The sequence below is a fragment of the Paraburkholderia guartelaensis genome, from assembly GCF_004353905.1.
GTDB lineage: Bacteria > Pseudomonadota > Gammaproteobacteria > Burkholderiales > Burkholderiaceae > Paraburkholderia > Paraburkholderia guartelaensis.
Genome location: NZ_SMOD01000006.1, coordinates 213168 through 238778, shown reverse-complemented (window position 1 = coordinate 238778; position 25611 = coordinate 213168). Strand labels below are relative to the sequence as shown.

The following is a 25611-nucleotide window of genomic DNA, read 5'->3' as shown; positions in this document are numbered from 1 at the left end:
AGCCGCGTTTTCCCTTGTGCGCGGCTGGCGTCCACTTCAATACGGAACTGCTGCCCAAATAAGTGCCGTTACGGCGATTTCAAGGGGTTTGGGCTATGCGTTCCATCATTTTTTTCAATCGCGGGGCCCTTTTGGTTCCTTTTGGTTCCTTCAGGCCGCCGCACTGCTTACGTTTTTCTTACTTCGGTGCCGAAACAGTCACGAGCGCCGGACGCAGCACGCGGTCGGCGATCACATAGCCCTTTTGCAGCACGCTGACCACCGTGTTCGCGTCCTGCTCGGACGGCACCATCGAGATGGCCTGGTGACGGTGCGGGTCGAACTTCTCGCCCACGGGGTTGATGGCGAGGACCTTGCCCTTTTCGAGCGCGCCGGTCAGCTGCTTGAGCGTGAGCTCGACGCCTTCGTTGACCTTGGCGAGGTCGTCCGAGTTATGGGCGAGTGCGGCTTCGAGGCTGTCCATCACCGGCAGCAGATGCTCGGCGAAGTTTTCGATCGCGAACTTGTGTGCCTTGGCGACATCTTCCTGCGCGCGGCGGCGCACGTTCTCGGTCTCGGCCTTGGCGCGGACGAAGGCGTCCTGCAATTCGGCGACCTTCGCCTGGGCTTCGGCCAGTGCGGCCTCGGCAAGCGCCGCAGCGTTCTGGTCCACGCCGCCTTGGGCTGCCTGCCCGGCTGCATCAGCCGCCTGGGGCTGGGCTGCCTGCGACGCCTCGTCCGCGGGCGTGGGGTTCTGGCTCGTCGGGTTCTCTTGCGTGTTTTCCATGTCGCTGAACGTCGTTGAATAGTGAAAAAGGGAACAAAGCTTCGGGCGCCACTGCGCGACCCGCTCTACTGCGCCGACCATCGTTGCGCCAACGCGACAGAGGCTTCGTACATTGCGACTGCACATGGGTGCCGGATCGCTTGTTTCAAGAGGCTCTTGCGGCTTTTTTATACAGAAAATCAAGCCGCGAAATCGCCCGTAACAACCATTACTGCAGCGCCGCAAAAATGAAATTGAGTAAGGGACATCCCTGACCTACACTCAGGAACAGGTGCTGCTCATGGCGCGTTTACCCTGAGGCCGGCACCGCACCGAATGGGCCCACGGACAGCACCTTTTTTAGCGGCATCGCCGCACATAAAAACGCTATCCGGGCCTCGAAACTGGCTGTTTTGCTGCGATCCCAAGGGGAGTACCGTGAAACTGACCTTTGCCATATCGGTGGTCGCGCTGGTACTCATCGCCGGGACTACGACCATCTGCATGTCGGGCGCCGTGAACGAAAACACGACGGAATACGGGGGCGTGCACGCTACGATGGAAGCGCTCTTCAACCCTCACGCGAAAATTTGTCGATAGTGCGGCGGTCGCGCTTGGTCGGCCTGCCCTGCAACACGGCAGCCGGTTCGCGAAAGAGCCGGCGCCGGTCCTGCTCCGCCGCGCGCCGCTCGCGCCCGGCTTCGGTTTCCGCATAGAGCGTCTGCGCGATGCTGGCGGGTCCGCGCAACTCGCAAATCCCCAGCACCTGCACTTCCCACACCACGTGTTCGATCTCGATTTCGACGAGGTCGCCCACGCGCACGTCCTTCGACGCCTTCACGACCTCGCCGCCAATGCGCACGCGCCCCTTGCCCACCGCATCGGAGGCGAGCGAGCGCGTCTTGAAGAAGCGCGCCGCCCATAACCATTTATCGATGCGCAGGCGCGCGCCTGGTTCAGTCGAAATCTTGTAGTTCATCAGAAGCTTTCCGGATGCGCCGCTCAGTTCACGCTCAATTCGCTGGATCAGGCGACTGCGCCAGCCGGCGCCGCGGCCTGCACGGGCCAGCCCTGCAGGTGCTGCGCAACAATCTCGCCCAGCGCCGCGATCCACGCCGGCGAGGCATTCAGGCACGCAATGCGGTGAAACTCCTTACCGCCGCCGTGCAGGAATTCGTCGCGCACTTCCATGCCGATTTCCTCGATGGTTTCAAGGCAATCCGCCGTAAAACCGGGGCAGAACACGTCTGCACGGCGCACGCCGCCCGCGCCCAGTTCGCGCAGCGTGGGCGCCGTGTACGGCTGGAGCCACTGCGCCCGCCCAAAGCGCGACTGGAACGTCACCCGGCATTCGACCGGCGTCAGCTCCAGCGCGTGCATGAGCAGCGCGGCCGTTTGCTGGCACTGGTCGTGGTACGGGTCGCCCAGATCGAGCGTCCGGCTCGGCACGCCGTGAAAACTCAGCACGAGCCGGTCGCCCGCCGCGAAATTGGGCTTGCCGTGCGCGTGCCAGTACTGGTGCACCTGGGCCGCGAGCGCCGCGATATACGCCGGATGGTCGTGATAGCCGCGAACCGTGCGGATTTCCGGCTGGTTGCGCATGCGGCGCAGCGCGACGAAAGCCGCGTCGAACGCCGTGGCCGTGGTCGACGCCGAGTACTGCGGGTACATCGGCATGAGCAGGATGCGTTCCGCGCCCGCCAGCTTGAGCTGGTTCAGCATCGCCGGGATATCGGGCGTGCCGTACCGCATCGCGTAGTCGACGAGGACCGTGTAGTCGTTGATCTGCAACAGATGGCGCAGGCCGTCGGTCTGCTTCTGCGTGTGCACGCGCAGCGGCGAGCCCTCGGGCGTCCAGACCGCCGCGTACTTCTTGGCCGACGAACGGCCGCGAAACGGCAGGATCAGCGCGCGCAGGATGACCTGCCAGATCGGCGCCGGAATCTCGACCACGCGCGGATCGGACAGAAACTGCGCGAGATAGCGGCGCACGGCGCGCGGCGTGGGCGCGTCCGGCGTACCCAGGTTGATGAGCAGCACGGCGACGCGATGCGCCGCGGCGGACTGCGAAGGCCGCTCCAGATCGAAACGCATAGGCGATCAGTGACGCCGCGCGAGTGCGCAGCAACGGTTGCACGAAACAAGCATTATAGCGGGCGCCCCTGGCGGGCCAAACCGGACTCGGGCCGCACCGGCGCATCCTGCGTTGGCCATTCGGCCAATGGCGCGCGGCATGCCTTTCAGGGATGATCTTCTGGAAGGCGGGTGTGCCCGGCGCCCGATGCGGCGCTCAGTTCTGGCTGAGTGTGAGCGAAAGCAGGCGCGCCGTGATGTCGACGATCGGGATCACCCGGTTGTACGCCATGCGCGTCGGTCCGATCACGCCGAGCGTACCGACGATCTTGCCGTTCACCTCGTAGGGAGCCGTCACCACGCTCATTTCCTCGATCGGCACGAGTTGCGACTCGCCGCCAATGAAAATCTGGACGCCCTGCGCGTGACTCGAGACGTCAAGCAGCTGCAGGAGGCTGGTTTTCTGGTCGAACACGTCGAAGAGCTTGCGCAGGCGCGCCATGTCCGAGGAAAGGTCGGCCACTTCGAGCAGGTTGCGCTCGCCGGAAATGAGCAAGGTGTCGCCGCCTTCGGGCTCTTCGGTGCTCGCGGTCACGGCCGCGTGCATGAGCGTCGTCATGTCGCCGCGCAGCGCGTCGATTTCCTCGCGCAGGCGGCGGCGGACCTCGTCGAACGACAGGCCTGCGAAGTGCGCGTTGATGTAATTCGAGGCTTCGATGAGTTCGGAAGGCGTGAAGTCGCGCTGCGTCGCCATGATGCGGTTCTGCACGTCGCCTTCTGGCGTCACGATGATGAGCAGGATGCGCTTGTCGGACAGGCGCATGAATTCGATCTGTTTGAACACGTGGCTGCGCCGGGGCGTCAGCACCACACCCGCGAACTGCGAGAGGTTCGAGAGCACGCTGGCCGCCGCCGCCACCACTTTCTGCGGCTCGCCGGGGCGCAGCGTGGTCTTTACCGCCCGCGTAAGCGCGTCGTCGTCGGAGCTGGGCTCGACGGTGAGCATGGTGTCGACGAACAGGCGATAGCCGCGCGGCGTGGGCACGCGCCCGGCCGAGGTATGCGGGCTGGACACGAGACCCAGCTCCTCGAGGTCCGACATGACGTTGCGGATCGTCGCCGGGCTCAGCTCCAGGCCGGAATAGCGCGACAGCGTGCGCGAGCCGACCGGCTGACCTTCGGCGATGTAGCGCTCGATCAGCGTCTTGAGGAGGGTTTGTGCGCGGGGATCTAGCATGACTCAAAATTTTAGCCTAATGGCGTGTTGGCCGCGAGTGCGGCGCCAGGCCGGGCCCGGCGGCCACGCCCGCAGCGCGGGGCGAGCCTGTATCGGCCGCCGTCGTCCGGCATGTTGCACAGCACATCGCCCGGCACATCGCGCGTTGTCATCGCCGTGTCACCGGCTTCGGGCTGGAGGGTGCGGCGCGCAAGGCCTGGCGGGCCGCGCCCGGCTTGCGCCAGGTTCTTTTCGTGACCTGACTATGGTGTAATGCGGGCATGCAGATCCAGAAGATCCAGAGCCAGTTCAAGACTGTTGCGCTCGTTGGGCGCAGCAATACGCCAGGCATCGCCGAGCCGCTGACGGCGCTCGCTCAGACCATTTCGAAGCGCGGCTTCGAGGTCGTGTTCGAAGCGCAGACCGCAGAGGAAATCGGCGCGCAAGGCTATCCCGCGCTGCAGCCTGCCGAAATCGGCGCGCGCGCGGACGTGGCCGTCGTGCTCGGCGGCGACGGCACGATGCTCGGTATCGGCCGCCAGCTCGCGCCCTACCGCACGCCGCTCATCGGCATCAACCACGGGCGGCTCGGCTTCATCACCGACATCGCGTTCTCCGAGATGCAGGAGGTCGTGCCGCAACTGCTCGCGGGCTCGTTCGAGCGCGAGGAACGCTCGCTGCTGGAGTCGCGCATCACGCGCGACGGCGACCCGATCTACCACGCGCTCGCGTTCAACGACGTGGTCGTGAACCGTAGCGGCTTTTCGGGCATGGCCGAACTGCGCGTGAACGTGGATGGCCGCTTCATGTACAACCAGCGCTCCGACGGTTTGATCGTCGCGACGCCCACGGGCTCGACCGCCTACGCGCTCTCGTCGCAGGGGCCGATCCTGCATCCGCAGCTGCAAGGCATCGTGCTCGTGCCGATTGCGCCGCACGCGCTCTCGAACCGCCCGATCGTGCTGCCCGACGACTGCAAGGTGAGCATCCAGATCGTGGCGGGCCGCGATGTCAACGTGAACTTCGACATGCAGTCGTTCACGGCGCTGGAACTGAACGACGTGATCGAGGTGCGCCGCTCGCGCCACACCGTGCCCTTCCTGCACCCGGTCGGCTACAGCTATTACCGCACGCTGCGCAAGAAGCTGCACTGGAACGAGCACCCCTCGCTGCAGGGCGATCCGGAGGACTAAACCCGCGTCTTCGCGCGAAGCGCGCGCGCTGCCATGCAGCCAGCAGTCCCTCGGTAATCAATGCCAACCCAAAAAAGCAGAACCAGACGCCATGCTTCGCCATCTCTCGATTCGCGACTTCGTGATCGTCGCCGCGCTCGACCTCGAATTTGATAGCGGCTTCACCGTGTTTTCCGGCGAGACGGGCGCGGGCAAATCGATCCTGATCGATGCCCTCGCCCTCACGCTCGGCACGCGCGCCGACGCGAGCGTCGTGCGCACCGGCGAGGCACGCGCCGACATCACCGCCGAGTTCGATGTGCCCGCGCATGCGGCGCTCTGGCTCGACGAGCAGGCGCTCACGAACGGCGACGGCGAGCACACGGTCATGATGCGCCGCGTGGTGGACAGCGGGGGGCGCTCACGCGCCTTCATCAACGGGACGCCCGCCACGCTCGCGCAGCTGCGCGAGCTGGGCGAAATGCTCGTGGACATCCACGGCCAGCATGCTCACCAACTGCTCATGCGCCCCGACGCGCAGCGCGAACTGTTCGACACGCACGCAGGCCTCACGGATCTCGCCGCCGCCGTCACGCGCGCCTGGCGCGAGGCACGCGACGCGCGTCTCGCCCTGCAGAGCGCCATGTCGCGCGACCGCGAGTTGCAGCTCGAGCGCGAGCGCCTCGCGTGGCAATTGACCGAACTCGACAAGCTCGCGCCGCAGCCGGGCGAATGGGAAGAAGTGAACGCGGAGCACGTGCGGCTTTCGAACTCGGCCAATCTGATCGAAGGCGTGCAAAGCGCGCTCGCGGCGCTATCGGAATCCGACGAGGCGATGCTCTCGCAGTTGAACTCGATCGTCTCGAAGCTGCGCTCTCTCGCCGAAGTCGACGCCGAACTCAACGACGCGCTCGCTGCGCTCGAACCGGCCGCGATCCAGATCCAGGAAGCGGCCTACTCGCTCTCGCATTACGCGCAACGTCTCGATCTCGATCCGCAACATCTCGCGCAGGTGGAACGGCGCCTCGACGCACTGCATTCGACGGCGCGCAAGTTCCGTCTGCCGGCTGAGACGCTGCCCGAGGAACACGCGTCGCGCCGCCAGCAGCTCGCGGCGCTCGACGCCGCGGCCGATCTCGACGGCCTGCGCGCCGCCGAGCAGAAGGCGCAGGAAGCGTATCTCGCGCAGGCGCGCCAGCTCTCGAAGGCGCGCGCGAAGGCGGCGAAGGCGCTCGGCGCGGCGGTCACGCAAGGCATGCAGGAACTGTCGATGGCGGGCGGCAGCTTCGAAGTCGCGCTCGTGGCGCTCGGCAACAGCTCGACTGGCGAGCCGATCGGCGGCGCGCATGGTCTGGAGCAGATCGAATTCCGCGTCGCAGGCCACGCCGGCGTGCCGCTGCGCCCGCTCGCGAAGATCGCCTCGGGCGGCGAACTCGCGCGCATCAGCCTCGCGCTCGCCGTGATCGCGAGCGCGGCGAGCCCCACGCCCACCCTCATCTTCGACGAAGTCGATACGGGCATTGGCGGGGGCGTGGCCGAAGTGGTGGGGCGTTTGCTGCACCAGCTCGGGCGCGCGCGCCAGGTGCTGTGCGTCACGCACTTGCCGCAGGTCGCTGCACGCGGCGATCACCACTTTCAGGTGGCGAAGTCCGGCGACGGCAACGGCGGCACGGTCTCGGCCGTTACGCCGCTCGACAAGGGCGGCCGGGTGGAAGAAGTCGCGCGCATGCTGGGCGGGCTGGAGATTACCGCGACGACCAGACGGCATGCGAAGGAAATGTTGGCGGCGTGAGCGAGACTGCGCCTCACGTCTGAGGCGCATCGGCCACGCCGGCCATCGACGCCCGGCGCACGCGCCCTAAACCTCCCCGCGCTCCCCAAACACGCGCTTCCACAACGCCAGCACACACTCGCGCTCGCGCTCCACACGCGCCAGATCGACACGCGCCTTCTCCATGCCGTCGAGCCGCAACTGGTGCTGCAGCTTGCGATAGAGCCGGTACGCCGAACCTATCGTCTCGGCCTCCTCCTCGCTCATCAGCCCGAAGCGCGACACCTCGCGCAGCAGCGCGATATTGCCCGTGTTGCGGATCAGTTCGGGGTCCTGCGCCGCGTGCAGCAGCACCCAGTACTGCACGAGAAACTCGATGTCCACCATGCCGCCGCGGTCGTGCTTCAGGTCGAAGAGTTCGGTGCGGTTCGGGTGGCCGTCTTCGACGCGCTGGCGCATCTCCACGATTTCCTTGGCGAGCGGCGCGGCGTCGCGCGGCGTGGTCAGCACCTGCACGCGAATCGCCTCGAAGGCGCTGCCGATCGCCGCGTCCCCGGCCGAGAAGCGCGCACGCGTGAGTGCCTGGTGCTCCCAGACCCACGCCGTGTTCGCCGCGTCGCCCTCGCGCAACTGGTAGCGGCGGAACGCGTCGAGGTCGGTCACGAGCAGGCCCGACTCGCCGTTCGGCCGCAGGCGCAGATCGACGTCGAACAGCGTGCCCGCGCCGGTGGCCGTGGTAAGCCAGGTGATGAGGCGGCGCGCGAAGGTCGCGTAGATTTCCGAGGCGCGCTCGTCCTCGTCTTCGTACAGGAAGATGATGTCGAGGTCCGACGCGTAGCCCAGCTCTTTGCCGCCCAGCTTGCCGTAGGCGATCGCCGCGAAGCGCGGCACCTCGCGATGGCGTTTGGCGAACTGCTTCCACACGGTCTCGATGGTCACGTCGAGCACGGCGTCGGCGAGCTCCGAGAGCCGGTCGCTCACGTGCTCCACCGAGAGCCGCCCGGCCAGGTCGTTGAGCAGAATGCGGAACACCTCGGCCTGGTGCGCGTGGCGCAGCAGGTCCATCTGCTGCTCGACGTCGGCGGCGGCCGCGAGGCGCGCGCGCAATAGACGCGAGAACTCGGGCCAGTCGAACGGCGACGCAACCGCCTCGTCGTCGAGCAGTTCGTCGAGCAGTTGCGGATGGCGGATCAGATAGCCCGCCGCCCAGCGAGAGCCGCCCAGCACCTTGAGCACGCGGCTGAGCGCATCCGGATATTCGCAGAGCAGCGCGAGGTACGCGCCGCGCCGGATCACGGCTTCGAGCAGGTCGAACATGCGCGCGAGCGTGTCGCTGCGGCGCTCGCGCGGCTCGAGCGTGCGCGCGGCTTCGAGCGCGCGCTGCGCGACGCTGTCAAAGCGCTCGCGGCTCTTCTCGGGCAGCCCCGCGTAGCGCGACGACTGCCAGAGTCCTCGCAGCCGCGCGAGCAGCGGCGCCGGGTCGTCGATACCCAGTTCCGTGAGACGTTCGAGCAACGAGTCTTCCGCGCCCTCTTCCATGAGCGCACCGCTCCAGACCCATGCCGCCGCGCCGTCTTCGGAGGCGCCACAGCCGCCCTCGCCGCCCATCTTGTCGGAGAAGATCTGCACGAACTGGCGCTCGACGTTGTCGCGGTGGCCGTCGAGCGTCGTCATCAGCGCGGCGTAGTCAGCAAAGCCCATCGACTTCGCGAGCGCGGCGCGCTCCTCGGCATCGACAGGCATGGCGTGCGTTTGCGCATCGTCGCGGTATTGCAGGCGATGCTCCAGGTCGCGCAGAAAGTTGTAGGCGCGCGTGAGCTCGCCACACACGTCGGGCGCGATCAGTCCGCGCGCGGCGGCGTAGCCGAGCACGGCGAGCGTCGGGCGCACGCGAAAACCCGCATCCTGGCCACCACGAATGAGCTGGAACACCTGGGCGCTGAACTCGATCTCGCGAATCCCGCCGCGCCCGAGCTTGATGTCGTCGGCCTTGTCGGGGCGCATCATGGCGCGCCGCTGCGCTTCCTGGCGAATCTGCACGTGCAGCGAGCGGATCGCGCTGATCACGCCGAAGTCCAGATAGCGCCGGTAGACAAAGGGCTTCACGAGCGAATCGAGCTGGCGTGCAAGACGCAGCGCGCTGTCGCTGTCGCTTTCGGATACGAGCCGCCCCTTGATCCACGCATAGCGCTCCCACTCGCGGCCCTGCACGTAGAAGTACTCTTCAAGCATGCCGAGGCTGCACACGAGCGGCCCGGAGTCGCCGTTCGGGCGCAGGCGCATGTCCACGCGAAACACGAAGCCATCGGCCGTCACATCGCTCAGCGCGGCGATCAGGCGCTTGCCCACGCGCGTGAAGAAGTCCTGCGTGGCGATGGGCGAACGCTGGCCGCCCGTGGTTTCGCCGTCGTCCTCGTAGACGAAGATCAGGTCGATGTCAGACGAAACGTTCAGCTCGCGGCCGCCCAACTTGCCCATACCCACGACGCCGAGCGTGAGGCGCTCGCCGCCCGGGCCGCGCGGCTCGCCGAAGAGCGTCTCGAGGTCAGCGCTCACGCACGCGAGCGCACGCTGGATCGTGACTTCGGCGAGATCGGTCATGCTGCCGGTTACTTCAGCGACGTCAGCCACGCCGCCGAGATCCCGCTCCATCACCGCGCAGATCACTTCCACGCGCAACTGGCGCAGGACCTTCTTCAACTGCTCGTCATTGAGCGCTGCGCCAGGTGCGGCGTTTGCTGCCGCGAGCAGTTGCTCACTCAACGCGTCTAGCCGCGCGACGATGCGTTCGCGCGAGAGCGGCGCGGCGGCCAGTGCCTCGACCTGCTCGGCCAGGCCGGCGCGCGCGGCGTAAGCACGTGCTGCATAGCGGGAATAGCTGGAACTCAGAAGAGGGATGTCGGTCATGAAGTGCTGCTTGCCGGGAAGGCTCGCTGTTCGCCGTTGTTACGTTGCGCGCGCCTGGGTTGATGACGGTGTCGATGCGACGATGCCGATATCGATGGTTCGACCGCGAGGGTTCGCCCCGCGCCACGCATGCACCACCTACCGGTTCTCGCGATTCGTCTCGCCGATGCGTCCGGCATAGCCTGCGCCGCAGTGCAAAAAATCATGCGTGTCACGCGCCGTACGGCCATCCCGGCTTCCCCGGATGGGCGTTCTGGCGGCCCTCTGTGATACATTTCGTCGTTAGAACGCAACGCTACCATACCCCACCCGCCGCAGCATGTCCGAGCGAAACGATCACGCCGGCCTACCCCAATCTGGACATGCCAGCCAGGCTACTGAGCCGGGGGGTCCGCACCATCATCACCCGGTACTGCGCCAGACACTGCGCGTGCTGGCGATCTTCGCGCTCGTCCTGTATTTCCTCGTCTCGGTCCTGCTGCTCGGGCTGCGCTACGTCGTGCTGCCGTACGTGGACAACTTCCGTCCGCGCATCGAGCAACTCGTCTCCTCGAAGATTCACGCCGAATTCCGCATCGGCAAGCTCGCTCCGCACTGGTCGGGCTTCCAGCCCGGCATCGACGTCACTGATCTGACGATTCGCGACCGCCACGGCAACATCGCGCTCGACGTGCCGCATGCCACGGCCTCGGTGTCGTGGCGCTCGGTCGTGCTGCTCGAACCGTTGCTGTCGAGCATCGTGGTCGAGCAGCCCGACGTGCACATCGCGCGCGAGGACGACGGCACGCTCACCGTGGCGGGCGTGCCCGTTCCCACCGCACACACGGGCAACGCCACCTTCACGACCTGGCTCATGCGCCAGCAGGCCATCGTGCTGCGCGGCGGCACGCTGCGCTGGCACGACGCCACGCGCGACGTGCCCGACCTCGCGCTCTCGCACATTCGCCTCGCGATTCTCAACGACGGCTACGATCACCGCCTCGCGCTCCAGGCGCCGGCCGAGGGCACTGTGCTGCACGGCCCGCTCGACTTCCGCGCCCACTTCACGCATGCGCACCATGCGCAGGCCGGCAAGCCCATCAGCTGGACGGGCGACACCTACCTCTCGACCGGCCCCGTCGATCTGCCCACGCTCGCGCGCTACATCAACTTCCCGATCGCCACCTACGCGGGGCGCATCGACAACTCGATCTGGGCGCACTTCTCGAACGGACGCATTCTCGAGGCGAGCGGCGCGCTGGAAGGGGCAAACGTCTCGTTGCGCACGCGGCCCACGCAGCCGCTGCTCGACATGCCGGTCGCCAGCTTCCACTGGAGCCTGGGCATCCAGCCCGACGACTACGCGCTTAAACTGCGCGACTTGCACGCGGAACTGGGCCAGCCGCCGCTCGACGACGGCACGCCGCTCACGCGCTCGCTCGCGCTCACGACGCTCGATGCGCGCTTTCGCCAGCAAACGCTCCAGCACGGCCAGTTGATGAGCGTGCGCGGTGACCGCATCGATCTCGGCATCCTTGCCGAGTTCATGCGCGCGCTGCCGCTGCCCGGGCGCGTGCAGGGCGCGCTCGTGCGCTTCGACCCGCGCGGGCTGGTGGCGAACTACGACCTCTCGCTCGAGCGCGCGAAGCCCGAGTCGGGCGAAGCGGCTGCCGAGCAGCGCTCCACGAGCGTCGAGCCGGTCACCCACTATCGCTTCAAGGGCGACCTGCAGGGCATCAGCATGAATGCGCAGGAGCCGGGGCCGGGCCTCACGCCGCGCGGCCACCCCCGCGCAGGCCTGCCGGGGGTCGAGAATCTCTGGGGGCACATCGACGCCGACGAGTCGCACGGCACCATCGACCTCGACACGAACAGCGTCGCCATCACGCTGCCCGGCGTGTTCGACAATCCCCGCCTCACGTTCGACCGGCTCTCCGGCGCGGCCAAATGGACCGTGGCCGCTGAGCGCGAGCCCGGCAACCGGCTCAAGGCATTCACCGTCGATGTCGCGAACCTGGGCATCGAGAACGCCGACGCGCGCGCGAAGATGACCGCGCACTACACGAACCCCGGCAAGGGACGCGGCTCGCTCGACCTCGTCGCGCATTTCGACGAGGCCAAGGTCAAGGCCATCCCGCGTTACCTGCCCACCGCCATCAGCGAGAAGACGCGCATCTATCTCGGCCACGGCCTGCAGGCGGGCCTGTCGAAGGGCGCGACGATCGAGATCCACGGCGACCTCACCAAATTCCCCTACTCGCGCGACCCCGACGCGGGCCAGTTCCGCATCGTCGCGCCGTTCACGGGCGGGCGCTTCGACCCGTCGCCGTTCCCGCCGCGCAAGATGCGCAACGGCGCGCCGAACGTCTGGCCGGCGTTCGACGGCATCGACGGCGTGTTCAAGTTGCATGAGAACAAGCTGCGTTTCGACGTCGATCGCGGCCACTACCGCAACTTTGTGCTGCGCAACGTGAGCGGGCGCATCGAGGAGCTGGGCATCAAGGGCTCCGATATCGTGATCGAGGGCAGCGGGCGCGGGCCGCTCGCGGACCTGCTCGACTACGCGGACAACAGCTCGATCGGCTACATGTCGAAGCACGCCACCGCGAAGGTAAGTGCGCAAGGGCAGTCCACGCTCGCGCTCAAGCTCACGATCCCGCGCCATCCGATGCCGAAGGTGCTGCTCGCGGGCGCCATCGGCTTCGAGAACAACACGCTCACCGCGAAGAACGTGCCGCCCGTCTCGAACTTAACCGGCCGGGTGCGCTTCACGAACCACAGCGCCAATGTCGACGGGCTCACGGCACGCTTTCTCGGCGGCGATCTGCGCGCAAGCGGCGGCATGCGCGACGACGGGCACTATGCGGTGAACGTGGCGGGCGACGTCGCGGTCGATGCGGCGCGCGGCCTGAACCTGCACGGTATGGCGGCAGCGGCGCTCGGACGCCTCTCGGGCGCGGCGCCCTACTCGCTTTCGGTGGCCGGCCAGCGCGGGCGGCTGCCGGACGTGAAGGCCAACGCCGACCTCACCGGCCTCGCGCTCGACCTGCCCGCGCCGTTCGGCAAGGCGGCCGGCACGCCGATGCCGCTGAACTTCGAATTGCAGCCGGGCACGGGCGCGCCCGCGGAAGCCGCCATCGGCGCCGATGCCAAGGCGGACGACGCCGCGTTCGAACACGCAGAACTCACGCTCGGGCCGCTCGCCGCGCGTTACGTGATGCGCCGTCATCCGGGTCACGTGCCCGAGGTGGTGCGCGGCGCGATCGGCATGAACCGACCCGCCGATCTGCCATCGGAAGGCGTGACGGCCGCCGTCGATCTGCCCACCTTCGACGCCGACGCCTGGCGCGCCGTGGTGCAGCAGTTGCGTGGGACCGTAGCGGCGCAGGCCCAGGGCGCGACTCCTGCGAGCGCGCCGGTGAGCGGTGCCCAGGCGCCGGTTCCCCCGCCGCGAACGGCGGCCGAAAGAGCGGCTGAGCGGATGGCTCGAAACGAGGCTGCGGGCGCGGCCTCGGAGTCGCAAGCGGACAACACCGCCGCTGCTGCTGCGCCGCAAAGCCCCGCATCGGCAACCACAGCAACCACGGCGGCAGCGCCAAGCGCCGCCTCGTCACCGCTCGCGCCCAACGGCGCGGTCGGCCAGTTCCTGCCGTCGCGCTTCGCGGTCCACGTCGGCACGCTCACGTTGCTCAAGCGCCACTGGGAGAACGTCGTGCTCGGCGCGTCGCGCACCGGCGAGCGCGGCAACGAATGGCAGGCCAACGTCGCGTCCAACCAGGTCTCGGGCCACGTCTCGTGGAAGGCGGGCGCCGTGCCGGGCGCGCCTGGCACGCTCGAAGCGCGGCTCGCGCGCCTCACCGTACCCGCCGCCACCGAAAACGACCTGCTCGGCCAGGCGATGTCGCAGCCCGCGCAGAACATGCCGTCGATCGACCTCGTCGTGAACCAGCTCATCGTGCGCGACCGCGATCTCGGCCGCCTCCAGGTGAACGCGCACAACTTCGACGACAACGGCGTGCCGGTCTGGCAGCTCGACCAGCTCGACATCAGCAACCCGGACGCGCACCTCACCGCCACGGAAAACTGGCGCGCGGTGGGCGACACGGCAGCCAACGACGACTCGGCTGCCGCCGGCATGCATACGCCGCGCCGCACGGCGCTCGACTTCCATCTCGACATCAAGGACGCCGGTGCGCTGCTCCAACGCGCCGGCAAGCCGCACGTGCTCAAGAGCGGCTCGGGCACGCTCTCGGGCAACCTCGAGTGGCAAGGCGGCCCCACGCGCATCGACTTCCCCTCGCTCAACGGCAACCTCAATCTCGACCTGCGACACGGCCAGATCCTCAAGGTCGATCCGGGCATTGCAAGGCTGCTCGGCGTGCTGAGCCTGCAAAGCCTCGCGCGCTTCCTCACGACGGACTTCCGCGACATCATCGGCGAAGGCCTGCCCTTCACGAGCGCGACGGCCACCGCGCAGATCCAGAACGGCATTGGCAGCACCAACGACTTCAAGCTCATCACCGCCCCCGGACGCGCGACGATGGCCGGCAGTGTGGACCTCGCGCACGAAACCCAGGACCTGCGCGTGCACGTGGTGCCGACGGTCAGCGCGGGAGCGGGCGTGATCGCAGCGACCATCATCAATCCGCTCTTCGGCCTCGGCGCGCTGATCGGCGACGTCGTGCTCTCGCAAACGCTCGAGCACGCGTTCGCGATGGACTTCGCGATTACGGGCCCATGGGCCAAACCGCACGTCGAGCGACTGCATGGCGATCAGGGTAAGATGGACGCGCAGGCGCCGGCCACCGTGCACTGAATTGCGCACTGAGTTGCCGGCGAGTGCGCATGGGCACGCGGTATGCGCGCCATGCACCCCGAATCCATTCAAGTTCTGCCGATGAGCGCTCCTCCTCTCGACCCGTTTCGCGTCGCCGCGCTGCAGATGGTCAGCACGCCGGATCGCGAGCGCAATCTCGCCGAAGCCGAGCAGTTGATCGCCGAGGCCGCCGCCGCAGGCGCGCGCCTCGTGTTGCTGCCCGAATATTTCTGCTTCATGGGTCACAAGGACAGCGACAAGCTCGCGATCCGCGAGCCGCACGGCGACGGCCCCATCCAGCGTTTTCTCGCCGATGCGGCGAAGCGCCATGGCGTCTGGGTGATCGGCGGCACCTTGCCGCTGAATGCGCCCGAAGAAACCCGCGTGCTCAATACCACGCTCGTGTTCGATCCGAGCGGCGAGGAGCGCGCGCGCTACGACAAGATCCACCTCTTCAATTTCGAAAAAGGCGCCGAATCATTCGACGAAGCGCGCACGATCCGGCCCGGCGCCGAGGTGCGCACGTTCGAGGCGCCGTTTGGCCGTGTCGGCCTGTCGGTCTGCTACGATCTGCGCTTTCCCGAGCTGTACCGGCGCATGGGAGACTGCGCACTGATGGTCGTGCCTTCAGCGTTCACTTACACCACCGGCCGCGCCCACTGGCAGATCCTGCTGCGCGCCCGCGCGATCGAGAACCAGTGCTACGTGCTCGCCGCGGCGCAAGGCGGCACGCACGAGAACGGCCGCCGCACATGGGGTCACAGCATGCTGATCGACCCTTGGGGCGAGATCGTCGACGTGCGCGACGAAGGCGCGGGGGTGGTGGCCGGCGACATCGACCTCGAACGCATCGCGAGCGTGCGCGCGAGCCTTCCGGCGTGGCGGCACCGCGTGCTCGACTGCGCGTGACGCACGCAAGGCCTGTAGCGCACGCGACGACCCGTACCCCGCGAATGAACACCATCGAATTCCACGCGAGTTCTACGTTTAAGGCGCTTGATTTCGCAGCACCGCGCCCGAATCTTTATTGACAGACTTTATCGTTGATCCCACAGAGCGCATGAACATCATCGAACCCGGCATCCGCAATCTGGCGACCGCGAAGGACCTGCTCCTCACGCCCTACGGCCTCGACGAGGCAGTGCTCACGCGCACGCTCGGCGAGATCTTCACGCATCGCATCGACTACGCCGACCTCTACTTCCAGACCACGCGCAGCGAGGCCTGGAGCCTCGAGGAAGGCATCGTCAAGTCGGGCAGCTTCAGCATCGACCAGGGTGTAGGCGTGCGCGCCGTGTCCGGCGAGCGCACCGCTTTCGCCTACTCCGACGACCTCTCGCCCGAAGCGATCCGCCAGGCCGCCATCGCCACGCGCTCGATCGCGAAATCCGGCGGCGGCAAGCAGAAAATTCAGGTGGCGAAGTCGCTCACGGGCATTGCGGGCCGCGATCTGTACCTGCCCTCCGACCCGTTGAGTTCGCTCGACGCCACCGAAAAAGTGAAGCTGCTCGAGCGCATCGAGGAGATGGCGCGTGGGCGCGATCCGCGCATCACGCAAGTCATGGCCGCGCTCGCAGGCGAGTACGACGTGGTGCTCGTCGCACGCAGCGACGGCGCGCTCGCCGCGGACATCCGCCCGCTCGTGCGCGTTTCGGTCACGGTGATCGCCGAGCAGAACGGCCGCCGCGAAATCGGCAACGGCGGCGGCGGCGGCCGTTACGACTACGGCTATTTCACCGACGACATTCTCTCGAAGTACGTGGACGACGCCGTGCACGCCGCGCTCGTGAACCTGGAAGCACGCCCGGCGCCCGCCGGCGCGATGACTGTCGTGCTCGGCCCGGGCTGGCCCGGCGTGCTGCTGCACGAAGCGATCGGCCACGGCCTCGAAGGCGACTTCAACCGCAAGGGCTCGTCGGCGTTCGCAGGGCGCATTGGCGAGCGCGTGGCCGCGAAGGGCGTGACCGTGGTCGACGACGGCACGCTACCCAACCGCCGCGGCTCGCTCAATATCGACGACGAAGGCAACCCAACGCAGTGCACGACGCTGATCGAAGACGGCATTCTCAAGGGCTACATTCAGGACTCGCTGAACGCGCGCCTCATGAAGATGCCCGTGACGGGCAACGCGCGCCGCGAGTCGTACGCAGCGCTCCCCATGCCGCGCATGACCAACACGTACATGCTCAACGGCGACAAGGACCCGCAGGAAATCATCGCTTCGGTGAAGAACGGCCTGTATGCCGTGAACTTCGGCGGCGGCCAGGTGGACATCACGAACGGCAAGTTCGTGTTCTCGGCATCCGAAGCCTACATGATCGAGAACGGCAAGATCAGCTACCCCGTGAAGGGCGCGACGCTCATTGGCAGCGGCCCGGAATCGCTCAAGTATGTGAGCATGATCGGGAACGACATGCGCCTCGACTCGGGCGTGGGCGTGTGCGGCAAGGAGGGTCAGAGCGTGCCGGTGGGCGTGGGTCAGCCGACGCTGCGCATCGACCGCATGACGGTCGGCGGCACGGTTTAAGGTGCGTATTCCATGCACAGTGATGCGGAATTTCCGCATCGCTGCGCGGATTTTCTGCACATGAGTCATTTTTTGCGCAGATAATCCGCTTTTTTACCGCACCCTGCTTGCCAGCCATGAGAAGGCCGGGGTATAAAGGCAATCAACCTTTCGACGTAACGAACGTTCAGACACGACCGCCATGTTCGCCACGAAGTTTTATTTTTACTTCTTTTGGTATCTCAGACCGCTGGCGGATCGAGAGGGTTGATAGTACGCGCAGGACCCCGAACACACGAGAAACCGCCAGCCAAGCCTGGCGGTTTTTTTTCGCCCCGCAGTTTCGACAACAGTTACGAGCCGCACCTTCATCTAACCGAATTTGAAGCACCGTCCGCACGACGCACGCTACGCACAGGATCAGGAGAAAACGACCATGCCCCCGCACAACACCGACGATGTCCGCATCCGCGAACTCAAGGAACTCACGCCGCCCGCTCACCTGATCCGCGAATTCCCCTGCTCGGAAGCCGCCTCCACGCTGATCTTCGAATCGCGTCGCGCCATGCACCGCATCCTGCACGGCATGGACGACCGCCTGATCGTCATCGTCGGGCCGTGCTCGATTCACGACACCAAGGCCGCGGTCGACTACGCGAAGAAGCTCGTCGAAGAGCGCAAGCGCTTCAAGAACGAGCTCGAGATCGTGATGCGCGTGTACTTCGAGAAGCCGCGCACGACGGTGGGCTGGAAGGGCCTCATCAACGACCCGTACCTCGACAACAGCTTCAAGATCAACGACGGTCTGCGTACCGCGCGCGAGTTGCTCGTCTCAATCAACGAGTTGGGCCTGCCCGCCGGCACCGAATATCTCGACATGATCAGCCCGCAGTACATCGCCGATCTGATCTCGTGGGGCGCGATCGGTGCGCGCACAACGGAATCGCAGGTGCACCGCGAGCTGGCTTCGGGCCTGTCGTGCCCGGTCGGCTTCAAGAACGGCACGGACGGCAACGTGAAGATCGCCGTGGACGCGATCAAGGCCGCGTCGCAGCCGCACCATTTCCTCTCGGTGACGAAGGGCGGCCACTCGGCCATCGTCTCGACTGCAGGTAATGAGGACTGCCATGTGATTCTGCGTGGCGGCAAGACGCCGAACTACGATGCGGATAGCGTGAACGCCGCATGCAGCGATATCGGCAAGGCGGGTCTCGCCGCGCGCCTCATGATCGACGCGAGCCACGCGAACAGCTCGAAGAAGCACGAGAACCAGATTCCGGTGTGTGCCGACATCGGCCGCCAGATTGCGGGTGGCGACGAGCGCATCGTGGGCGTGATGGTGGAATCGCACCTCGTGGCGGGCCGCCAGGACCTGAAGGAAGGCTGCGAGCTGACCTATGGCCAGAGCATCACCGACGCGTGCATCGGCTGGGACGAAAGCGTGGGCGTGCTCGAAGGGCTCGCGCAAGCTGTGAAGCAGCGCCGCATTGCGCGCGGTTCGGGCAACTGAGAGCCGCACGCATCGGAGCGCGCGGTGCGGCCATTTGAGCCGCGCCGCGCGTGAATTACAGCCGCTCCGCGCGCTCGGGCCGCACTGCGCCGATGCACAGATCGGCAATCCCGATCACGTTGCCGATGAGCCTGCCGCGCCGGTCGAGGTGCGCCTCCGGGCGCACCGACTTCACGCAGTTCATGCTTAGCGCGCGCAGGATGTTGCTGGTCGCTTCCTTGCGCGACATCACGCCCTTGTTGCACAGGTACATCGCGTTGACCACCTGCGAATAGCCGAAGCGCCGGCCCGATACGCGCCCGCCTCGCAGCCCGAGGTGGACACCCAGCAGATAGTCGCAGTACACGACCCCGCCACGGCGCGCGAGGCGCCGCGAGAAGTCCTTGTCTTCCAGCCAGCCGTACAGCACGAGACGCTCGTCGAAGCGCAGATCGGCGATAGCCTGCGCGCGGCACGCCATGTTGCAGCCATACAGTTCCACGCAGGGCCGCAGCAGCGGACGCCGCATCACTTCGGCTTGCGCACCGTCCACGAGCGCGATGGCTTCTTCCCATGCGATCGGTTGCGTGTTCGCACCGTCGCGCAGCGTGCGGCCCGAAAAGCCCACGAGATTCGCGTCGCTCTCGAACAGTTCCACGCAAAGCTCGATCCAGTGACACTCGGGCGCGAAGTCGTCGTCGAGGAAAATGACGACGTCGATGTCGGGCGCAAGCGCGTCGAGCGCGCGATTGCGTTGCACGCTCGAACCCGCCGTGCCGATGATTTCGTTCACGCGCAAACCGTTGGCGTCGTAAGGTCCGATGTCGTCTGCACTGCTGCCCGAAAGGATGATTTGATCCGGCCGCACCGTTTGCCGCGCGAGCAGACGCACGACCCATGCGGTCGCTGTTGGCCGCCCCTTGGTCGCGATCACCACCGCTACGCGCATGCGCGCCTTCGCGCCGTTCGGGGCCGCCATGGAAGATGCGAGATCATCGGTGGCGAGCGTTGTCATCGGTTTCTCCGCATTCCGGTGGTCGTTTCGACTCGAATCGAGGTTAGCACGAGGCACTCGCCCTCCCAGTCGGGCCGGATTGAAGTTGTCCGAAACGATCTATTCAACGACTGATTCCAACTGTTTGTGAACGAGCATGCGTTGGGTAACGCACTGTGCGCGGCAACTGTACCGCTCGCGCATTGACGCACCTTTTACCGCCTCTCTTCTTCCATTCAATTAACTCCGCATTTATTGCACCTTTTTGCGCATTTATCGATTACGCATCGCCCATAGCGCGGCACCGTCCGGTAGATTCGTTCAATAGCAATTTTCGGATTCCTCTTTTGATAAGACTCGACTACAACTGCTAAAAGAGATTTGCGAAAATATGACCGACTAACCCGCCCCCCCGGAAAGTTCCTCTCAACATGACTGCGTCGACGCGTCGGAGCCAGCCAGTGGAACAAGAGATCCTCTCTTCCGGGACAACGGTTTGCGAAAACGGATCCTGCGCGCGGCTCAAACGCCCGGTAGTCTTCTACGTTCAGCCATTGATCGCGCGCTATCGCATCGAAGTCATCGAGTCGCTCAACCGCCTTTTCTCCGTCAAGGTGTTCGCGTGCTCCGAGGGCGTGGAAGCCAACGGCTTTTCGCGCGAGAAGCCCGCCTGCGACGAATTCGTCGAAACACATATCGCGAGTTTCGCGGGTCTGCCCTCGCGGCATATTCGCATGCAAAGCCGCGTGTTGAGCCGTATCGTTTTCGAACGTCCCGATGCGGTCCTGATCTTTGCAGACGTTCGCTATCTCTCGCTGTGGCTCGCGCTCCTCGCCGGGCGCGTGATGCGCGTGCCCGTGCTGATTCACGGCCAGGGGCTCTACCGGCACGAGTCCGCGGGATTCATGCGCACGGTCTGCTACCGCCTCGCGGTCGCGCTCGCCGTGCGCTACGTCTGCTATACCGAGGCGTCGCGGCGCTCGCTCGTGGCCATCGGCTGCCCGCTCGCGAAGCTCGTCGTCGCGAACAACGCACTCACTGTCTCGTGCGGCGTGGAGCCCGCCACCAAGACGGGCGCCGAGAGCGGCGTCCTCTTCATCGGCAGGCTGCGCGAAGGTTCGGAGATCGAGCCGCTCATCGACGTGGTCGGGCAGCTTCATGCGGAAGGCAGCGACATCACGCTCCACGTGATCGGCGACGGCGAGCACGGCGAGCGCCTCAAGCGCAAGTACAGCGATCGCAGTTACGTGGTCTGGTATGGCGCGGTGTTCGACGACGACGCCATCGCGACTATCAGCCGGCGCTGCCGTGTGGGCTGCTATCCGGGCTCGGCGGGCTTGAGCGTCGTGCACATGTTCGCGTTGAGCCTGCCGCCCATCGTGCACGACCGTCTGCCGCTGCACATGGGCCCTGAGCCGGGCTACGTCGAGGATGGCCGCACCGGCTTTTTCTTCGGACGCGACGGCGGCACAGAAGCGCTCGCCGCAACGCTGCGGCGCATCTGGTCCATGCCGCCCGATGAAATGCGCGCGGCAGCCGCCGCCGCGCATGGGCTCTACTGTCAGCTCAACTCGCCCACGTTGGGACATCAGCTCGCCGAGATCGTCGAAGCGGCGCTGCGCGCCTGAATCCTCGCTCGAATCCCCGCTTGAATCCCTTTGCACTCCGGCTTATTTCTGCCGCGAGACGCGATACAGCATCCATGCCGCGCACGAGGTCAGGCCGACGGTCATCGACCATGCCACGCCTGTCACGCCCCACATGTGCAATGAAGGCGGCACGGACAGGATAAGCGCCACGACCTGGAGCAGCGACGCGACCGTGACGGCACGCGCATCGCCAACGGCGCGCAGATACGAGGCGAGCACCGAGTTCAGCGCGCTGATCGCCATGTTGATGACGAAGATGCGAAAGAGCGGCACGGCCGACAGCCACGCGGCGCCGAGCACGAGCGAAAAGAGCGGCTCGGCGGCGAAGCGCAGCACGACCACCACGCACGCGAGCCCCGCCACGGCCACCATGAGATACATCCGGAACAGGCGCGCGGCCGATTGCGGGCCGCCACGATGATGCGCGGCGAACGTGGGGAAGAGATACTGCGACAGCGCGAGCGCGGCGTCGGCGAGCAGCATTTGCGCGAGCTTCGAGGACATCTGCCAGGCGCCCAGCTGCGTCGGCCCGAGCAGCTTGCCCACCACCACCTTGTCGAACTGGTTGGTGATGAGAATGATCACGCTGCTCGCCCAGATCCAGCGGCTGAAGCCCACGTAATGGCCGATGCCCGACCAGCGCAGCCGGATCGGCGGACGCGGCGAAAGCGCGATCCATGTGACGACGCTCTTGAAGGCCTCGCCGATCATCATGCCGAGCAAGAGCGAGTACGGACCCGCACCCGCGAGTGCGAGCCCAATGCCGAAGGCGCAGTCGAGACACGAGGACGAGATTTCGATTGCCGCGATATGCTGGAAGTGGCGCTCGCGCTGCGTGATGAAATACGCAGGCGAGGCGAGCCCGCGCAAGAGCGGCAGCAGCGCGGCGAGCTGCACGAGCCCGATGGCGCCGCCCAGGTGGAACTGCGCGTCCATGAGCGGCGCGCTCGCGACCAGCAGCAAGCCGATCAGCACGCCCCGCGTGGCGAGCGTGGTCCAGACGGCACCGGCCTCGGCGCGCGTTGGCGGCGACTGGCCCTGAATGACGGCTTGCGCGAGCCCGGTATCGGAGAGCGCTTCGGCAATCGCGACCGCGAGCAGCGCGACGCTCGCGAGACCGATTGCGGACGGCCCGAGAATGCGCCCGATGACGAGGAACTTGACGGCCACGAGGCCGCGCACGACGACCTGCTGCAACAACACCCAGGTCGCTGCGCCGGGTCCGAAACCTGCTTTGATCGGTATTGCTGGCAGCCGCATTACGCGCAAAATGCATCTCCTGTTGTCGATCCCTGAGTCGGAGCTTTAGCCCCGTTTCCCAGTTCCCTTCAAGCATGTTTGGGAACGCGTTTTCGTCACCCGTTCTGGACCTTACCGCGCCGCAGCGCCCACGACGCGCCATCTACCAGGCGGAATCGGACGGGTCAGGCGGCCGTCCGTGAGGGAGCTTGCGTTGGGCGATCCGCGAGGCGGCAAATCATGAATCTTCAAGCGATCGGCATATCCCCAGGCTTTTTCGGCCACCCTGCCCCGCAATCTGGCGCATGCCGCTTGCGCACCACTGCTATTTTGTTCGTAATAATGCTCATCGGGCCTCCCGCATGGAAAACGTGTCGATCGCCAGATATCGCAATGCCGACCCTCACACCCCGGACGCCGCAGCACTGTCCGACGTCGAGGCCGACACACTCGTGACGTCCGAGCCTCTCGGCACACGCGCATCGGTGGGCGGCGACTGGATCGCCATCATCGAGCCGAACTTCACAGGCCACCGCTGGCGCTACGTCGAGTGGATCGCGCAGGCATGCGTGGAAGCCGGGCACCGTTGCCTCGTCGTCACCGATACCGAGTACGCGGACCATCCGCTCTCGCAGCGCATCGTGCGCGAAGCGCGGCCCGACCTGCGCCTCGTGCTGCTCGACCTGCACACCGTTCCCTTCGGCCCGCATTTCGCCGCGAGCGTGTACATGCGCTTTCGCAACTTCTATGCGCGGGCGTTCCGTCAGGTGAGCAAAACGATGCACGTGCGGCTCGTCATCGCGCCCTACGCCGACTACTTCTTCTACACGCTCGCGGGGTTCGACTCGCCATTTCGCGAGACGCCATGGATCGCCATCGTCATGGGCATGACGTTTCATCAGGCGCGCATCGGCCTGCGCACGCCGCGCCGGCGTTTCGTCGACCTGGCCAAGTCGGCGCTGTTTCGCCGCGCCATGCGCTCGCGCGGGCTGCGCGAACTCTTCACGATCGACCCGACGCTGCCCGACTGGTTCGCGACCACGAAGCCCCAGCGCGCCGCACCGCTCAGCTATCTGGCCGACCCGTTTCCCGAAATCGAAGGCATGGACCCCGCGCTCGCGCGCGAGAAGCTGAAGCTCGATGCGCAGACGCGTTATCTGCTCGTGTATGGCGCGATCGGTGAACGCAAGGGCATTCGCGAACTGATGCTAGCGCTCGAGCAAAAACCCGACGCACCGTGCCTCGTAATCGCGGGCCAGCAGGACGACGAAACGCGCGCGTTCATCGACGCCCACGCGCCGCTACTCGCGAGCGCGCCGGTGATCTTCAATCAGTTCATTTCCGACGAGATGGAGCGCGAACTCTTTTCCGCGTGCGATGCCGTGTGGCTCGGCTACAAGCAGCACTACGGTATGAGTGGCGTGCTCGTGCAGGCGTACCGCTTCGGCAAGCCTGTGGTGGCCAGCGCCGACGGTCTGATCGGCTGGTATTGCCGCGACGGCGCCCTCGGCCCCCTGCTCGACGACCTCGAGCCCGCCACGATCGCGCACGCGCTCGATACGCTCGCCGAGCGTTGGCGCACAGGCTCGAATGCCGCGCAGCCAACGGGCGACCACCTCCTGTCGTGCAACACGCTCGAACAGTTCAAGCGCACGCTGCAGGCCGCGATGACATGAACACTCGCAACGTCCGCTCGCAACTTCAATCAATATTGAGCAACCCGAATTAGTTCGACCCGGTCACACAGGATCACGCAACGCCTTCGACCTTGTTGTCCGCGGCGCCCGTGTTGGGTCGCTCGGCAGGAACGGCCCCGCGCATGTCGGGGAACATCGCTTCGCGCAGGCGCAGGAACGGGAACTCGACAGCGCGCGTGGTGACATAGCCCAGTACCGCGGCGATAAAGAACTGCGCGACGATCACGACGGGCCAGGCGGCAAGCGGCGCCACGCCGAGCGCGCTCGCCTTGTGGATCAGATAGTCGCCCGGCGCGAGCGCGAGCGAATGCCAGAGGTAAATGCCGTACGAGTACACGCCGAGCCACGCAAGCCCGCGGTACAGCCACGTCGAGCGCAATCTGCCCGAATGTTCGAGCACGAGCATGATGAGCGCGCAGAAGCCGACGGCCTGAATCGTGTAGCCAACGCTCTCGTCGAGCGCGGCGTCGGGCGTCGCGAAAATCAACCAGGCGAGGAGCAGCCCCACCACGCCGAACAGCCAGCGCTTCTTCGCGACGAGCACGCTCCAGAGTTCAGGCTTCATCCAGTAAACAGTGGCGAGTATGACGCCGATGAGCAGGCTGTCCATGCGGTACTGCGTGTAATTGAACGCCCCGACGAGATCGCCGTGCGATACGGCGATGCAACGCGCGGTCAAGACGATCGCGCAGAGGCTGACCATCACGGCGATCAGCGCATTCGCGCGCAACCGGAAGTGCGAGAGCAGGATCAACAGCGCGGGCAGGAACAGATAGAAGTGCTCTTCGACAGCGAGGCTCCACGTTTGCGCAATGGAGGTGCCGAAGTAATTCTGCATGTGTGTGAGGTTCTGCCAGAGGAAGGTATCGGGCCGATGGCGGCCGGCAAGCAGGTGAAAAAAAATCAGCGCGTAGTACGCGGGCCAGATCTTGAAGATCCGGCGCACGATGAAACGGCGCGCGCCGATGTGGCCCGTTTGCGCGTATTGGCGCAGCAGCAGGCCGCCCACCAGAAAGCCGCTTAGTGTGAAGAAAAGATTCACCCCTTCGTGACCGAAGCTTTTCAGCGGGTACTCGATCACGCTCACCCACGGATGGCCGGTGCGCACCGTGTGGAAGTGGTAGCCCATCACGACAAAGATCGCAATGCCACGCACGAAGTCGAGCTCGACGGAACGCGCTTTCGTCGGCAGTCTCACTCCGTGTAGTAGCTTCATGACCTTTCCCTCGCTTCGTCCATGCCGCCGGATTCATGCGCAAGGCAGACGATGAAAAACTTACTCCTGCCGGCCCCATCATGGACACAGGCGCCGTGCCGCGTGCGCCAAGTTCCCGCCGTTCTCAGCCAGGTGTGTGCGG

16 protein-coding genes are annotated in these 25611 nt (G+C 66.0%); 8 read left to right on the top strand and 8 right to left on the bottom strand.

The annotated features are described in order from the left end of the window. Positions 1 to 178: 178 nt before the first annotated feature. From grpE to hrcA, 4 genes are all read right to left on the bottom strand, one after another. Positions 179 to 766 carry a nucleotide exchange factor GrpE gene (gene grpE / locus E1N52_RS10415; RefSeq protein ID WP_133182511.1) on the bottom strand — a complete coding sequence of 196 codons (588 nt, stop codon included), beginning with the start codon at positions 764 to 766 and terminating at the stop codon, positions 179 to 181. A 550-nt stretch (positions 767 to 1316) separates the two neighbouring features. Beyond that, positions 1317 to 1724, bottom strand: a complete 408-nt coding sequence (locus E1N52_RS10410; RefSeq protein ID WP_133182510.1) for an RNA-binding S4 domain-containing protein — start codon at positions 1722 to 1724, stop codon at positions 1317 to 1319. 47 nt (positions 1725 to 1771) lie between these two features. Continuing rightward, positions 1772 to 2839: a ferrochelatase gene (hemH, locus tag E1N52_RS10405; RefSeq protein WP_133182508.1), complete on the bottom strand. Its 1068-nt coding sequence runs from the start codon at positions 2837 to 2839 to the stop codon at positions 1772 to 1774. A 196-nt stretch (positions 2840 to 3035) separates the two neighbouring features. Next, the gene (hrcA, locus tag E1N52_RS10400; protein WP_133182506.1) at positions 3036 to 4055 is read right to left on the bottom strand and encodes a heat-inducible transcriptional repressor HrcA; all 1020 of its coding nucleotides are present in this window, start codon (positions 4053 to 4055) and stop codon (positions 3036 to 3038) included. 260 nt (positions 4056 to 4315) lie between these two features. Between hrcA and E1N52_RS10395 the strand changes: the two genes are divergently transcribed. Further along, on the top strand, positions 4316 to 5227 hold the full coding sequence (locus tag E1N52_RS10395) for an NAD kinase (RefSeq protein ID WP_028202022.1): 912 nt from the start codon (positions 4316 to 4318) through the stop codon (positions 5225 to 5227). A gap of 91 nt (positions 5228 to 5318) precedes the next feature. Next, complete coding sequence (gene recN / locus E1N52_RS10390) at positions 5319 to 6998, top strand: DNA repair protein RecN (protein WP_133182504.1); 1680 nt, start codon at positions 5319 to 5321, stop codon at positions 6996 to 6998. 66 nt (positions 6999 to 7064) lie between these two features. Here recN and glnE read toward each other — a convergent pair whose 3' ends face one another. Continuing rightward, entirely contained in the window at positions 7065 to 9884 is a 2820-nt protein-coding gene (glnE, locus tag E1N52_RS10385; protein ID WP_133182493.1) for a bifunctional [glutamate--ammonia ligase]-adenylyl-L-tyrosine phosphorylase/[glutamate--ammonia-ligase] adenylyltransferase, read from the bottom strand. Between the two features lie 319 nt (positions 9885 to 10203). On the opposite strand from glnE, the gene E1N52_RS10380 reads away from it, so the two are divergent. From E1N52_RS10380 to aroG, 4 genes are all read left to right on the top strand, one after another. Continuing rightward, complete coding sequence (locus tag E1N52_RS10380; protein WP_133182491.1) at positions 10204 to 14679, top strand: YhdP family phospholipid transporter; 4476 nt, start codon at positions 10204 to 10206, stop codon at positions 14677 to 14679. An 81-nt stretch (positions 14680 to 14760) separates the two neighbouring features. After that, positions 14761 to 15588: a carbon-nitrogen hydrolase family protein gene (locus E1N52_RS10375; protein ID WP_133182489.1), complete on the top strand. Its 828-nt coding sequence runs from the start codon at positions 14761 to 14763 to the stop codon at positions 15586 to 15588. Between the two features lie 151 nt (positions 15589 to 15739). Continuing rightward, positions 15740 to 17206 carry a metalloprotease TldD gene (gene tldD, locus E1N52_RS10370; RefSeq protein ID WP_133182488.1) on the top strand — a complete coding sequence of 489 codons (1467 nt, stop codon included), beginning with the start codon at positions 15740 to 15742 and terminating at the stop codon, positions 17204 to 17206. A gap of 415 nt (positions 17207 to 17621) precedes the next feature. Next, positions 17622 to 18695 carry a 3-deoxy-7-phosphoheptulonate synthase AroG gene (aroG, locus tag E1N52_RS10360; protein ID WP_133182484.1) on the top strand — a complete coding sequence of 358 codons (1074 nt, stop codon included), beginning with the start codon at positions 17622 to 17624 and terminating at the stop codon, positions 18693 to 18695. 55 nt (positions 18696 to 18750) lie between these two features. Here aroG and E1N52_RS10355 read toward each other — a convergent pair whose 3' ends face one another. Further along, positions 18751 to 19689 carry a glycosyltransferase family 2 protein gene (locus tag E1N52_RS10355; RefSeq protein WP_246089018.1) on the bottom strand — a complete coding sequence of 313 codons (939 nt, stop codon included), beginning with the start codon at positions 19687 to 19689 and terminating at the stop codon, positions 18751 to 18753. A gap of 440 nt (positions 19690 to 20129) precedes the next feature. Between E1N52_RS10355 and E1N52_RS10350 the strand changes: the two genes are divergently transcribed. Further along, the gene (locus E1N52_RS10350) at positions 20130 to 21296 is read left to right on the top strand and encodes a glycosyltransferase (protein ID WP_246089017.1); all 1167 of its coding nucleotides are present in this window, start codon (positions 20130 to 20132) and stop codon (positions 21294 to 21296) included. A gap of 42 nt (positions 21297 to 21338) precedes the next feature. Here E1N52_RS10350 and E1N52_RS10345 read toward each other — a convergent pair whose 3' ends face one another. After that, positions 21339 to 22586, bottom strand: coding sequence for an oligosaccharide flippase family protein (locus tag E1N52_RS10345; protein ID WP_133182480.1), 1248 nt, complete (start codon positions 22584 to 22586; stop codon positions 21339 to 21341). A 332-nt stretch (positions 22587 to 22918) separates the two neighbouring features. Between E1N52_RS10345 and E1N52_RS10340 the strand changes: the two genes are divergently transcribed. Next, on the top strand, positions 22919 to 24232 hold the full coding sequence (locus E1N52_RS10340; RefSeq protein ID WP_133182478.1) for a glycosyltransferase: 1314 nt from the start codon (positions 22919 to 22921) through the stop codon (positions 24230 to 24232). 73 nt (positions 24233 to 24305) lie between these two features. Here E1N52_RS10340 and E1N52_RS10335 read toward each other — a convergent pair whose 3' ends face one another. After that, positions 24306 to 25469 (bottom strand): acyltransferase family protein, encoded by a 1164-nt coding sequence (locus E1N52_RS10335; RefSeq protein WP_133182476.1) that lies wholly within the window; start codon positions 25467 to 25469, stop codon positions 24306 to 24308. Positions 25470 to 25611: the final 142 nt, after the last annotated feature.

Coding starts and splice junctions, on each gene's coding strand:
- E1N52_RS10380 (WP_133182491.1), top strand. CDS start 10,204: ATGTCCGAGCGAAACGATCACGCCGGCCTACCCCAATCTGGACATGCC.
- E1N52_RS10335 (WP_133182476.1), bottom strand. CDS start 25,469: ATGAAGCTACTACACGGAGTGAGACTGCCGACGAAAGCGCGTTCCGTC.
- hrcA (WP_133182506.1), bottom strand. CDS start 4,055: ATGCTAGATCCCCGCGCACAAACCCTCCTCAAGACGCTGATCGAGCGC.
- aroG (WP_133182484.1), top strand. CDS start 17,622: ATGCCCCCGCACAACACCGACGATGTCCGCATCCGCGAACTCAAGGAA.
- E1N52_RS10410 (WP_133182510.1), bottom strand. CDS start 1,724: ATGAACTACAAGATTTCGACTGAACCAGGCGCGCGCCTGCGCATCGAT.
- hemH (WP_133182508.1), bottom strand. CDS start 2,839: ATGCGTTTCGATCTGGAGCGGCCTTCGCAGTCCGCCGCGGCGCATCGC.
- tldD (WP_133182488.1), top strand. CDS start 15,740: ATGAACATCATCGAACCCGGCATCCGCAATCTGGCGACCGCGAAGGAC.
- glnE (WP_133182493.1), bottom strand. CDS start 9,884: ATGACCGACATCCCTCTTCTGAGTTCCAGCTATTCCCGCTATGCAGCA.
- E1N52_RS10375 (WP_133182489.1), top strand. CDS start 14,761: ATGAGCGCTCCTCCTCTCGACCCGTTTCGCGTCGCCGCGCTGCAGATG.
- E1N52_RS10355 (WP_246089018.1), bottom strand. CDS start 19,689: ATGACAACGCTCGCCACCGATGATCTCGCATCTTCCATGGCGGCCCCG.
- recN (WP_133182504.1), top strand. CDS start 5,319: ATGCTTCGCCATCTCTCGATTCGCGACTTCGTGATCGTCGCCGCGCTC.
- grpE (WP_133182511.1), bottom strand. CDS start 766: ATGGAAAACACGCAAGAGAACCCGACGAGCCAGAACCCCACGCCCGCG.
- E1N52_RS10340 (WP_133182478.1), top strand. CDS start 22,919: ATGGAAAACGTGTCGATCGCCAGATATCGCAATGCCGACCCTCACACC.
- E1N52_RS10395 (WP_028202022.1), top strand. CDS start 4,316: ATGCAGATCCAGAAGATCCAGAGCCAGTTCAAGACTGTTGCGCTCGTT.